Raw genomic sequence first — 12,717 nt, forward strand, 5'->3', positions numbered from 1 at the left:
CCTCAGCCCAGCAGCTTGGCGACCTTGCCGCCCATATTGATAAAGCGTTTCAAGGTGGCCGGCGGCAGGTGCTTGTAGTCGTCGTAGCTGTCGGTCAGCATCTCCAGGAATTCCAGCACCTGCGCCATGCGCTCGCGCGTGGCGTCTTCCAGGCCCTTGTCCCCTTCCGCTTCGATGGCGCACTGGCGCAGCACCGTCAGGGTGGGATCGATCTCGCGGCGCTTGCGCTCCTCGACGATGGTGCGGAAGATTTCCCACACGTCCTGCAGCGCGACGAAATGGTCGCGCCGGTCGCCCAGCACGTGCGTCACCTTGACCAGGCCCCAGCTCTGCAGCTCCTTGATGCTGTTGCTGACATTCGAGCGCGCCACGCCCAGCTTCTCGACGATCTGCTCGGCGTTCAGCGGCGCATTGGCCAGGAACAGCAGCGCATGGATTTGCGCCACGGTGCGGTTCACGCCCCAGCGCGTGCCCATCTCGCCCCAGTGCAGGACGTATTTCTGTTCGGTTGGACTCAAGCTCATTATCTTCTCTTATTTCTGTCGTTACAGAAATTTTAGACGAAACGAGCCGGAAGTCAAGGCTGCTGGCCAGCTAAGCCCGGTTCAAACCGGTTCAACCGGCAGCGGCGGTACGGGCATGCCAGCCGGCCATGTCGACACCCTTGATGAGGAGCCACAGGCAAAAGGCGCTTTCCCCCACCAGCGACGGCAGCAGGATCAGGGGGAACAGCATGGCTTGCAGCGACGGCAACAGCACCATGCTGACGCTGTTGACCAGGTAACAGGCGCCGGCCACCTGCATCAGCATGCCCACGGTCTTCGGCAGGTAGCCGGAACGCCGGATCAGGTGGCCGACGATCAGGCATTCGATACCGAAGAACACCAGCGCCAGCCCGAAGGCATTGGCATGGGCGACAACGGACAGGTAGGCCATTGCATGGGCCTGTTGCGGATCGGCGATCTGCACGAAGGCGGCCCCCGTCAACGGCGCCAACACGGCTTGCAGGTGCAGGGCGCCGACGCTTTCAACGGCCAGCGAGACGATGGCGAAGAAGACCGCCAGCAAGGTCAGGTTCCTGTCCACGGGGCGCAGCAGCAGGTACCACGTCCACGTCATGCCCAGGGCGCAAACGAGCAGCAGGTACTGGCCGGCCACGCCCAGGCGCCACGTGAATTCGGCGGCCAGGATATTGTGCGCCGTGGCGGCGGGATCGCCGCCGACGACGAGGCTGCCGCGCACGAGGCCTTCGCCCAGCAGGCCGATGACGATAATGGCGAGATACAGCAGCCCCGCGATACGGGCGATTTTCTGCGTGCTGCCGGTTTGAGTGGCTTGCGTGCTGGATGTCATGACTGTCCTGGTTAATTAGTCTTTCACATGTCAACAATATCTTACAGGTATCGGGAGGTCAACGACAATCGGACCGGAACGAGGCCAGGCACGAGCGCTCAGCCCCAGCTCGGCCTGGTTTTTTTGTACCTACCACAACCGCGGTGCGTACAAACTCTCACAAACTCACGAAACGAAATTCTGCTGAAAAAAGGCCGGCGCAGCCAAGTGCATTATTAAAATTGCCACGCTTTTGTGCGAAGATTCATACCGCTTGTTACTTCACTCTTTGACAAAAGGAACGCCATGAAATTCATGATCCCGGCCGCCGTGGCCGCCGTTACCCTCTTCGCCGGCGGCTCCGCGCAAGCGGCCAGCTGGCAATTCGATGCATTTACCTTCTCGGAGCGCTACCCTGTCTCCGACACGGCTGTAACGGTGGTGTCGCAATCGGCGTCGGCAACTGTCTTGACGCTCGACTCCCTCGCCGCGGCCAGTTCGATCTATGCCGCCATCGACGATTACCAGTATCCCATCGAAGGCCCATGGGGCTACATGATTGAACATGAAATGATGGTCGATACTGAAACTTATGACATTTCTGTGCGCGACGGCTACAAGATCACCGGTTTCACGGTCGACCTGGTCGTGAAGGGCGATATGCGCCCTGGCCAGCCGAACGGCGTCACGACCAACAAGTTTTCCTTCGATTTCTATTTCGGCAGGGAAGGCGATCACACCTCATGGCAGGGAGCCAGCATGGGTGGGATCGAAAACCTGAACGGCACCAGCGGACTTAACAAGAGTTTCGACGACCTGGCCCTGACGGGCAACTTCACGCTGAACGCCTCGCCCTATGAATGGACGGGCGCCCTGGCCGCCCGGAGCTATTCCGAAATGGCCAATATGCTGTACTTCGTCGAGGAATCGTATTCGAACATCTGGGCGGACGAGATCAAGCTGACCTTCCACACCGCCGCCGTCAGCGCAGTTCCGGAACCGGGCAGCTACCTGATGCTGGGCGCGGGCCTGGCGCTGATGGGCGGCATGACCCGGTGTCGGCGCGCCGGAAAGTAAGCCGCGCCCGCGGCTGTCGCGGGCGACGATGAGTGGACGAAAAAAAGCCGCGCAGTGCGCGGCTTTTGCATGCAGCGAACCGGTCAGGCCGCAGCCTGCTCGGGCTTGCGCCGCTGCAGCACGAAGATGAGCTGGGCCCACTGCGTATCCTTCTTCTTGCTGGTGATGAGCGCCAGTTCCGACGGGTCGTAGACGTCCGTGTTGTGCGTCAGCGGCGTCGTCATCAGATACTGCGCGTCCGTGTTCTTCAGGAACTCGCCAACCAGCTGGATATTGCGGATGTCCAGATGGGCGAAGGGTTCGTCGATGAAGACGAAGCCGCCGGAGCCGTCCTCGGACTTGAGCAGGCCGATCAGCAGTACCAGCGACTTCATCACCTGCTGGCCGCCGGACGCTTCGCCGTCGCTCATGCCGATGACGCCCTTGCCAGCGAACTTGAAGCGCACGTGCAGGCCGGCCTGCGACAGCAGCAGGTCGTCGTTCTCCAGCTTGACCGGGTCGGCATGCAATTCGATATTGGCCAGCTTGCCCGGCGCCTTGATGTTCTTGGCGTACTGCTTGATCGTATAGTGCAGCATCCCGGCTGCACGTGGCACTTTGACGAACACGTCCCGGAAATATGTCGGAATTCTTTACACTTCAACCCACGCGCTGCCGACACCGGCGCCGTATGCGGTGCGAAATCAGTCGCTTGGAATCAATGGCACGATCGGTGCTTACACGCTGCGTAGCGGCGGGTTTCTGCCGCGATAGTGTCACCGGAGAATCCCATGTTCCATGCACTTCATGCTGTCAGGACCGTCGGGCGTGTAAAAGTCCGGTGCGCCTCAGGGTTCATACTATGGCTGGCGCTGGCAATGGCGCCGTTCACCGCCTCCGCAGCCCCGCCCGGCACCATCAGGGTGATGGCGATCGGCGATTCCCTGACGAACGGATATCCGCTGACACCGGCCATCAGCTACCGCAAGAAGCTAGGGGAATCACTGACTGCTGCCGGAATCAGCTTCGATTATGTCGGGGGCCGGGATGAAAATCCCGCCGATCCGGAACACGACCTGGCACATGAGGGGAACATCGGTGCCAAGGTGGAGAGCATGATGGGCGGCGCGGCATGGCAGCAATACCGCCCGAACATTATCCTGTTGATGGGCGGCACGAACGATTTTCGCGAAGTCGAAGCCAGCGGCAGTTTCTCCAGGATCCGCGACGTCGTCGATATATTCGTCCTGGCAGATATGATCGCGAAGATCAATGCCGACTATCAAAGTGATGGCGGGAAGGTTGAAATCTTTGTCTCCTCCATTCCGCCGATGGGGTATGCCACGGTCGACGGGAGTTCAAGACTGACGGCGACCATGCTGGAACGGCTTCGCGCAATTCTCGGCAACCCGGCTTACCCGGTCCAAGAAACGAGCTTTACGGCCACGTTCAACCGATTCCTGTCGCGCATCGGCCTGACGCCGGACCTGCATGACATCTTCCAGCGGGCCGATACTGACGGCGCAGCGGGGCTCTCCGAAGCCGAGACCGAGCAGGCACTGAAGTGGCTGGGCGAGTACATCATCAACAAATACATTGGCGACTACAACAACAAGATCCGCACCTTGGCGGTAACGCACCGCAATGTGCATTTCGTGGATGCTGGCGCGGCCCTCACGCTGGCCGACTTCAACGACGGAACCCATCCCGCCACGCAGGCGGCATATGACAAGATGGCGCCCGCCTGGTTCGCCGCACTGTCCGCCTTCGTGAACAGCTTGCCACGCTACTGGGTTGGCGAAACCGGCGACTGGGCGGACCAGTACAATTGGGCTTTCGCGCCCGACGGCGTCGGCGGAGCAGGACAGCCTGTGCGAGGCGATGCCTATTTGCGCCAGCATGATGCCCTCGACCGTATCGTTACGCGCAGTGCCGGGGCCAGCGAGCTGTTCATGTCACGCCTCGAGATCGATGCGCTCGGCAGCGGCACCATGACGCTGCGCTCCCGTCAAGCCATGTCCGTGCTGCTGATTGTGGCCGGCGCTGCCGGCCAGGGACACGTCGACCACCATGCCGGCAGCACGATCACGGTCCCGAACATCGTGCTGGGTTCCGAGCCTGGCAGCAGCGGCAGCTATCGGCTGGCAGATGCCGGCAGCCTGCTGAAATCGGGGAACGTGGAGGCGGGTTTCGCTGGTGCCGGCAGCTTCGTCCAGGAGGGCGGCACCAATGACCTGCTGCGCCAGCTGATTCTCGGCTTCGCCACGAGTGGCACCGGATCGTACAGGCTGGAAGATGGCACGCTGTCGGCCAACCAGGAATTCATCGGCCTGCATGGCAAGGGGCACTTCGTCCAGAACGGTGGCGTCAACCGCGTGGAATACAAGAGCTACACTGCCGGCAACGTGTCCGGCACGCTGTCCATCGCCAGCGAGCCCGGTGGTCAAGGCACGTACTCCATGCTTGGGGGTACGCTCGAGGCCGTTCGCATCGCCAATTTCGGCACTTTTGATTTCCGTGGCGGCACCGTGCGCGCACAGTTCCAGAACGATGGAGAATTGCGCCTGCATGGCAGCCTCGCCTTGACCGGCAGTCTGGCACAGGCGGCCGGGGGCAGGCTGTATATCGAGGATGCGCTCGCCGGATGGTCGACCGCTGCACTGCACGTCACGGAGACCGCGTCCTTCGCCGGCCCAATTATCGTCAATCTCGCTGCCGGGGCTGCACCGCAGCTGGGACAGGCATTCGAGATCCTCACTGCAACGGCCGGGCTCGACGAGGAGTTGCCTTCCATGGTCAGATTACCGCTACTGCCCGGCAAGTTGATGGCGCGCGCCGCCGTGGCGGGCAATGCACTGGCCGTCCGCATCGATACCGTGCGTTGCGAGGATGTCGAGCTGGTCCGCCAATCGGTCGGGCAGGCCGGCGCCTTCCTCCCCGCCGACGTCAACCGCGATGGCATCGTCAACGTGCGTGACGTCGCGGCCATCGCTAAAAAACTCCCCACAGGCACGGTCTGCGGGCGTTAAAAAATCCAGCACGAGGAGCCACACCATGTCGCACCGCATGACAACCCGGATATTGCACGCACTGACCGGCTTACTGGTCGCATTGAGCTTCCACGCCGTCGCCATACCAATACTGAGCACCAACGTTTCGACGCCGTCCATTGGCATGGGGCAAATGTTCAGCGTGTCGATCCAGGTCGACGACGTCAACGATCTGTATGCCTACCAGTTCGATCTCGCGTTCGACCCGGGACTGGTGGCCATTGCCGGCGTTGTAGAGGGCAGCTTCCTGCCGGGCGGCGGACCCACGATATTCAACCCGGGCCTGGTCGATAACACGACGGGCCGGCTGTCGTTCACACTGGGTTCCCTGATCGACGACTTCCCTGGTGTCAGCGGGTCCGGCGAACTGGTGCGGGTTGACTTCATGGCGCTGCTGGCAACGGGCACGACCTCGTTCGAACTGGAGAATTTTATCCTGCTCGATTCCAGCTTGCTCGATATCGCTGCCAGCCCGCCGCTGGCAGGTGCCGTGACGGTCGTGCCGACTCCCCCTTCGCTGGCGCTGATGGTGCCATTGCTGCTGTGGCTGGGATGGGCCCGCAGGCCGCGGAGCTGACGATGCCGCACTGAAAAAGCCGCGCAGTGCGCGGCTTTTTCATGGGGCGAACACCGGTCAGGCCGCAACCTGCTCCGGTTTCCGGCGCTGCAGCACGAAGATGGGCTGGGCCCACTGCGTGTCCTTCTTCTTCTTGCTCGTGATGAGCGTCAGTTCCGACGGGTCGTAGACGTCCGTGTTGTGCGTCAGCGGCGTCGTCATCAGGTACTGGGCGTCCGTGTTCTTCAGGAACTCGCCGACCAGCTGGATATTGCGGATGTCCAGGTGGGCGAAGGGTTCGTCGATGAAGACGAAGCCGCCGGAGCCGTCCTCGGACTTGAGCAGGCCGATCAGCAGCACCAGCGACTTCATCACCTGCTGGCCGCCGGACGCTTCGCCGTCGTTCATGCCGATGACGCCCTTGCCGTCGAACTTGAAGCGCACGTGCAGGCCGGCCTGCGACAGCAGCAGGTCGTCGTTCTCCAGCTTGACCGGGTCGGCATGCACTTCGATATTGGCCAGCTCGCCCAGCTCCTTGATGTTCTTGGCGTACTGCTTGATCGTGTAGCGCAGGCGCTCGATGTAGGCGCCGCGCGCGTTGGCCGTGGCCTCGATGGCGCGGTTGTTCTGGTAGCGCCGCTCTTCCGTCTCCACCTTGCGGCTTGACAGCTGGTCGTTCAGGCGGTGGTACTGGTCGATCACGGTGGCATCGAGTTCCCAGTCGTCGCGCGCCAGGCTGGCCTGCAGGCTGGCGATACGCAGGTCCACCTGGTGCGCGTTCTGGTGCTGCTGCACCAGCGCCAGGCGCCGCGCGGGACGCCGCCATGCGCCCGGCAGGTGGCGCCACTGGCGGCGCAGCGCCAGCAGGGCGCGGGCGTGGTCGCTGCGCTGTTCCAGCTGACGCTTGTAGTTCAGGCGCATGCCCGCTTCCGCTTCCGACAGCGCCATGCGCGCGCCCTGCCACGACGAATCGGCGCGCGTGCGGGCCACGGTGGCGTTCTTCATCAGGCCTTGCAGCTCGCCCAGGCGCGTGCCCACTTCCAGGCGCTCGGAACGCAGCGGCACGGCGGTGCGGGCCGCTTCGTCGAATTCGTCGGCTCGGGCCGACAGCTCCTTGACGGCATCGACACCGGCCACGCGGGCCTTCAGCGCGCTGGTCTCGGCCGCCAGGCGGCTGATCTGCAAGGTGAACTTGTCTTCTTCCGCTTCCAGCGCCGGCAGGTTCTTCTGGATTGCGTCCATCCGCTGCGTGCGGCCGGCCGAACCGAAGCGGTAGCGCGACACTTCGACGAACAGCGAGCGGCCGCCGCGGCGTTCCTTGTGGTACGCGTCCGGCGTGATCCATTCCTCGATATTGCCCAGCTTCGCGCCCTGCTCGACCGAGTCGACGCGGGTGATGCGCGAGAGCTGGTCGATCAGCCATTCCGGCGCGCGCGCCGAGAAGCGCACCACCGACAGCAGGCTGTCGTTCTTCGGCTCGTGCGCCTTGACGCATTCGGGCACGATGAAGTGGCGGTAGCGCTCCTTCTCGGCCAGGCGGTAGGCGGCCGAGGCGTCGGACGCATTCTCCAGCAGCACGACGGAGGCATAGCCACCCAGCACGCCTTCGACGGCGCCCTGCCATTTAGGGTCCGTCACTTCGACGATATCGGACAGCATCGCGTGCGCGATGTTGGCATCGCGCAGGGCGCGGCGCATCGCGCGCACATTGTCCGGCTCCGGCATGGCCGTCTTGCCCTGCAGGGCGGCGATGGTGGCCTTGTCGGCCGCGATGCGCGACGAAATCGTGTCGCGCGCGGCGCGCAGCTTGCCCAGCTCCGCTTCCTTCGCTTCCAGCTGCACCGCCACGTCGGCCACGTCGGCGCCGGCTTCGCCGGCCATCTTCTGCAGGCGCGCCTTCTGTTCGATCAGGCTGTCCAGCGGCTTGAGCTTGCCGTTCAACAGCGACAGGCGGCTTTGCAGCGCCGTCGATTCCTGTTCCAGCAGGGTCTCCTGCTGCTGTGCGTCCTGCAGCAGCTTGGCCTGGCGCTCGACTTCCTTGCGCCGGTCCGTGATGACCTGGTCGACCTGCGACAGGGGCTTCTTCGCCTCGCGCAGCTGGCGGCCCAGGTTGTTCGCCTTCTCGCGCGCCTCGTGATACTCCAGCGACGGCAGCACTTCCTCCTGCAGGTTGCGGCGTTCCTTGTGCAGCGTTTCCCACTGGTGGTAGTTGGCCACGCGCAGGCGCAGCGCTTCCAGGTTGGCGCGCGAGCCGTCCAGCTCCGACTCGAATCGCTTCAGCTCTTCTTCCGTGTCGCGCTGGTGGCGCTTGGCTTCGTCGTAGGCGTCCAGCACTTCCTTGTCGCCGAAGACCTGGAACACCAGGTCGAGCAGCTGGCGCGGCGCGTACTCGCACAGCTTGTCCGTCTCGCCCTGCTCGAGCGCCAGAACCTTCGCCATCGCCGGCGACAGGCCGGCACTGGCCAGGCGCTTGCGGTAGTTCTCCACGCCCAGCCAGTCGTTCGCTTCCGTCACTTCCTCGATCTCGACGTTCCCCGGGCGCATCAGGTACTGGCGCTTCCAGTCGCCGCCGTTCTTCTGGATCTGGCAGAACAAGGTGACTTCGTCCTCGGCGAAGAAACCGCTGGCGCGGAACGGCCGGTTCGACAGCTGGCGGCCGGAGGGCTTGTTGTCGACCACGGCGCGCAGCCACGCGCTCTGCTGGCCGGAGTGGCGGGCATAGTGCTTGTACGTGCGGCCCATCGAGCAATCGAGGCCGAACAAGGTGCGCAGCGCGTCGAGCAAGGTGGTCTTGCCCGAGCCGTTCTGGCCGGCGATGGTGATGATCTTCGCGTCGAGCGGGATGTTCTTGATGCGCTGCCAGTAATCCCAGTGGACCAGTTCGAGCGATTTGATATGGAACATGGGTCAGCCTTGGTTCGGTGGTTCGGTGGTGTCGGTGCCGGCATCCTGGTCCGCCGCTTCGGCGGCCGCGCGCGCGGCGGCAGCATCGATGACGGCCGCCTCCACTTCGCGCGCCATCGTGCTGGCGGTGCGCGAGGCGGCCCGCTCGGCGTCGTTGGCGGCGGCCGCTTCGGCCAGCGCGGCGCGCGGGATGTGGACGATCTGCGCCGGGGCGCGCTTGAACACGTCGGCCAGCGCGCCGTTGATGATGCGCTCCTTCAGCAGGTCGGTGTCCATCAACAGGTCCAGCAGCGGGCCCTCGACGATGATGTCGCCGCGCCGCTCGATGAAGCCCAGCTTCGACAGGATGCCCAGGTTCATGTCCATGCGTGTCTTCTTGCCCAGCTTGTCGCCGAAGTCGGCCAGCAGGGTCTTGTGCGGAATGCCGATCGACGTTTCTTCCGCGCGCGGCACGGGCTTATCGCCGCCGAACATGTCGTTCTGGTCGTCCTCGGCGCTCTGGTGGGTTTCCTGGCGTTCGCGCTTGGGCAGGATGATCAGGGCCCACAGCACCACCAGCAGGGCCACGCCGTCGCGCGCCAACCCAAAGTTATTGTTCTGCCACGTGTCGCGCGCGCCGAAGATCTTCGGCTCGATGGTGCGCGAAAGGGCCAGCGTCACATGGTCCGCATACACGTTGTCGAGCAGTTTCAGGCCGGTGGCCGTCAGGCGCGCGTCGACTTCGGCGCGAAACAGTTCGTCCGACAGCACGCGCTTGACCAGCTTGTCGTCGCGGCGCAGGGTCTGATGCGTCAGCAGGCGCGCGATCAGGATTTGGGAATCGTCATTCATCGGCCTTGCCGCTTTCCAGGTCTAGTGAGAGGGATGCCAACGTCATTGCCGCCACTTCCAGGTCGGCCAGCTGCACCATGGTGTCGCTCGGATTGAAGCTGATCGGCAGGCGCGCCAGTTCGGCCGTCGCGCCCTGCAGGCTGGCCTCGGAGGCGTCGCCCAGCAGCGGCAGCAGCGAGGCGCGGTAGGACGCCACGGCGAAGCTGGCCGGCAGCAGCGATTCGTGCGCGGGGATCTGCCTGGGCGATTCGGCCGCGATGCTGGGGAAGTTGTTCAGGGTGGCAAAGTCCGACAGACGCGCCAGCCAGTCGTCCAGTTCCTTGGCCATGGCCGGCGTGTCGTTGATCGTCGTCGGCGCATCCGTGCCCGAAGGCAGGCCGCCCACGGCGGTAACGGCGCGCTCGGTCAGCAGCTCCGTTTCGGCCACGTCGATCATTTCGGCCGGCGTGATGAACAGGGGCTTGACCGGCTGGTCGATGGCGTCTTCGGCCAGCGAGGCCAGGTCTTCGTGGGCCAGCAGCCAGCGCTTGATGTCGGTGGTGGACAGGCCGGACTGGCCCAGGTGCACGCGCTGGCGCTCGATCTGGTTCAGCGCGCGCGAGAACATGCCCTGCATATTGAGCAGCGCGCTCTGGGCCCGGCCGATGGCCTGGGCCGCGCGGTGGGTGGCGTGGTCCGCGTTCTCGTCGCTGGTGATGGCCCGCAGGATCTCGGAGCCCTTCTCGACCCAGTCGCAGGCCGTGTGCCACTTGGCCTGCGATTCGCGCAGGCGGAATTCGGAACCGGAGGCGATGGCGTCGCGGAATTCCTCGGTCAGGTCGACCAGGCGGCCCAGCAGGTGATGCAGCTGTTCCACGGTGACGCCGCCGATGGCCTGGGCGCCCGCCACCTGCGACAGCAGGAAGCCCATCTCGGCGTTGTCCTCACCCTGGCCGGGACCGAGCAGGCTGTCGATGGCCGACAGCACGTTGCGCGCCATCGGCGTGACGCGGTAGACGCCCTGCTGCGCGTCCCATGCCAACAGCTGGTTCGAACGCAGGCGCGTGAGCACCGTTTCCAGGCTTTCCGGCAGCAGGTAGGCAAGGCGGGTATTGATGTCGGCGCGCGAGAAGGCCGACGACGCCGTGTCGTTGGCCAGCTCGCGCAGCACCAGCAGGCGCACCAGCACGCTCTCGAAGCCGCCGTGGAACAGGGCCGTGAAGACCTGCAGCAGGGGCTGCGCGCGTTTCAGGTGGAAGACCTGCTCGATCTCGTCGACGGCGACATGGGGCTGGAAGTGCGCCTGCAGGGCGGCATTCTGCTCCTGCTGTTCCTGATGCTGGTCGGCTGAATTGGGGTCGGCAGCCGTGGCTGCACTTGCTGTGTAACTCATTACGCTCCGGGTGTCTGGCCGGCCCGGTGCAAGTTTGTCATGACCTTGCCGACCCGGGCGGGGGCGTCAGTATACCAGTTCCGGAACGCAAAACCCGGACAGCCGGGTTCGGATGGCTGCCTGCGACTGCTTATTTCTTGTTCACTTTATCGAGAAGTTGCTCGAAAGAATCGCCATCTTCCTCCGTGAACACGAGCCGTACGGGATACCAGTCCAGGCTGGGAGCCAGCCACAGGTCCACCTGCTGGCCCTGTTTCGACTTCGGCGGCGACTTGCTGAAGTGGACCGCCTTGACCTCGCCGTGGCCCGTCTGCACGGGTTCGATGCCGACCACCTTGAAGGTCCAGGCCTCGGCGTTGCGCCGGCCCGCCACATACAGCGACCATTCCGAGCCGGGCGTGAATTTCTCGGGCGTGGCGCGGGCAATCGCCGCCAGCTGCCACGGCGCGCTGCTGCGATCCTGCTCGCCCCCTTTCAGGGGCACGGTCTTGTCGCCATCGGCAAAGGCGATGACTTTCGCGTCGCGCTTGAAGGTGGTGGTGCCGGCGCCCTTGCGGATGCGTTTTTCGTAGTACGTTTCCGGCGCCAGGCCGTAGGCATCGACGCCGCCTTCGCTGCGGTATTCCAGCACCTTGCCGAAGATGCCGGAACGCGCTTCCGTCACCAAGGTGTATTTGCCGCCGCCCTGCTGCCACGTGATGGTGCCGTTGCCGGCCAGCGGAATGCCGTGGCTGTTGGCCTTGACGGAGTAGACCAGTTCGGCCGACGGCGGCAGGTTGGTGGCACGCTTGACGCTGGGGTGATCGTCCGGCGCGGCGCCGGCGCCGGCGGCAATGCCGGCCAGGACTGCGAAGGTAAATAGTTTGCTGTGCATCGTGTTCCTTAATGAACGGGCGGCTGCAGGATCTTCGTGACGGTCTGCGTCGTCACGGCACCATTGCCTTCCGTGTTCCTGATCTGGACGGGATACCAGCCCAGGCTGGGCGCGAGCCAGATATCGAGCCGCGCGTTGTAACTGCCGGGCCGGGGCGGGCGCGCCAGGCGCCACGTCACGAGCCGGCCCATCTTCGTTTCCAGTTCCTCTTCCCCCACCAGCACGAAGCGGTACATCGTCGCGCCCTTGTCCTCGCCCACCTGGATATCGATATCGCCGGCGAACTGGTTGACGTCGCCCCGGCCGATGGCCGCCAGCTGGAACGGCACGGTGGCCTTGTCCTGCGCGCCGGCCAGCAGGGGCACGCTGGCGGCGCTGGCGGAAAAGCTGATGCGCCGCTCGTCGTGGTGGAAATGCGTGGCCGTCATCGCGCGCGAACGCCGCTTCTCCGTCATCTTGACGGGCGCGATGCCGGCATCGTCGATGCTGCCTTCACTCGTCAACGACAGCAGGTCGACGCGCGCGACCAGCACGCTGATGCCCACGTTCAGGCCCACCTGGTAGCTGCTGCCATCGGTCTGCCAGTGCATGTCGGCCACGCCGCTCCAGTTGCGGCCATCCGCATCCTTGCGCCGCACCTCCAGTTCGAACGCGGCAGGCGGCGGCAGGTTGACGCGAAAGCGCCGGCCGGCCGCTATCGGCGGCGTTGCGGCCGCCGGCGCGGGCTCGGCGGGGGCCGGCA

At 64.5% G+C, this 12,717-nt stretch carries 10 protein-coding genes and 1 pseudogene; 3 read left to right on the plus strand and 8 right to left on the minus strand.

Annotation, left to right across the window (positions count from 1 at the left end; all coding sequences use genetic code 11):
* Positions 1–2 precede the first annotated feature (2 nt).
* Together GM672_RS20550 and GM672_RS20555 are read right to left on the minus strand one after the other, a co-directional pair.
* Entirely contained in the window at positions 3–524 is a 522-nt protein-coding gene (locus tag GM672_RS20550; RefSeq protein ID WP_155472407.1) for a GbsR/MarR family transcriptional regulator, read from the minus strand.
* A gap of 91 nt (positions 525–615) precedes the next feature.
* The gene (locus tag GM672_RS20555) at positions 616–1,353 is read right to left on the minus strand and encodes a DUF4386 domain-containing protein (RefSeq protein ID WP_155472408.1); all 738 of its coding nucleotides are present in this window, start codon (positions 1,351–1,353) and stop codon (positions 616–618) included.
* Between the two features lie 285 nt (positions 1,354–1,638).
* On the opposite strand from GM672_RS20555, the gene GM672_RS29290 reads away from it, so the two are divergent.
* Positions 1,639–2,409, plus strand: a complete 771-nt coding sequence (locus GM672_RS29290) for a PEP-CTERM sorting domain-containing protein (protein ID WP_155472409.1) — start codon at positions 1,639–1,641, stop codon at positions 2,407–2,409.
* An 83-nt stretch (positions 2,410–2,492) separates the two neighbouring features.
* Here GM672_RS29290 and GM672_RS20565 read toward each other — a convergent pair.
* Positions 2,493–2,984 (minus strand): annotated as a pseudogene (locus tag GM672_RS20565) (ATP-binding protein); the annotation flags it as partial.
* A gap of 195 nt (positions 2,985–3,179) precedes the next feature.
* On the opposite strand from GM672_RS20565, the gene GM672_RS20570 reads away from it, so the two are divergent.
* Together GM672_RS20570 and GM672_RS20575 are read left to right on the plus strand one after the other, a co-directional pair.
* On the plus strand, positions 3,180–5,417 hold the full coding sequence (locus tag GM672_RS20570; RefSeq protein ID WP_155472410.1) for a hypothetical protein: 2,238 nt from the start codon (positions 3,180–3,182) through the stop codon (positions 5,415–5,417).
* Positions 5,418–5,442: 25 nt separating this feature from the next.
* On the plus strand, positions 5,443–6,015 hold the full coding sequence (locus GM672_RS20575; RefSeq protein ID WP_170300168.1) for a cohesin domain-containing protein: 573 nt from the start codon (positions 5,443–5,445) through the stop codon (positions 6,013–6,015).
* 57 nt (positions 6,016–6,072) lie between these two features.
* On the opposite strand, the gene GM672_RS20580 is transcribed toward GM672_RS20575, so the two are convergent.
* The 5 genes from GM672_RS20580 to GM672_RS20600 all read right to left on the minus strand — a co-directional run.
* Positions 6,073–8,898, minus strand: coding sequence for an ATP-binding protein (locus tag GM672_RS20580; protein WP_155472412.1), 2,826 nt, complete (start codon positions 8,896–8,898; stop codon positions 6,073–6,075).
* A 3-nt stretch (positions 8,899–8,901) separates the two neighbouring features.
* Entirely contained in the window at positions 8,902–9,729 is an 828-nt protein-coding gene (locus tag GM672_RS20585) for a hypothetical protein (RefSeq protein ID WP_229417847.1), read from the minus strand.
* Entirely contained in the window at positions 9,722–11,101 is a 1,380-nt protein-coding gene (locus tag GM672_RS20590; RefSeq protein ID WP_155472413.1) for a hypothetical protein, read from the minus strand. Before GM672_RS20590 ends, GM672_RS20585 begins: the two co-directional genes overlap by 8 nt.
* 130 nt (positions 11,102–11,231) lie before the next feature.
* The gene (locus tag GM672_RS20595) at positions 11,232–11,975 is read right to left on the minus strand and encodes a DUF3108 domain-containing protein (RefSeq protein WP_155472414.1); all 744 of its coding nucleotides are present in this window, start codon (positions 11,973–11,975) and stop codon (positions 11,232–11,234) included.
* A gap of 8 nt (positions 11,976–11,983) precedes the next feature.
* Positions 11,984–12,717, minus strand: a 734-nt coding sequence (locus tag GM672_RS20600) for a DUF3108 domain-containing protein (RefSeq protein WP_155472415.1), incomplete at its 5' end; no start/stop codon positions are given.

Source organism: Pseudoduganella buxea, from assembly GCF_009720835.1.
GTDB lineage: Bacteria > Pseudomonadota > Gammaproteobacteria > Burkholderiales > Burkholderiaceae_D > Rugamonas > Rugamonas buxea.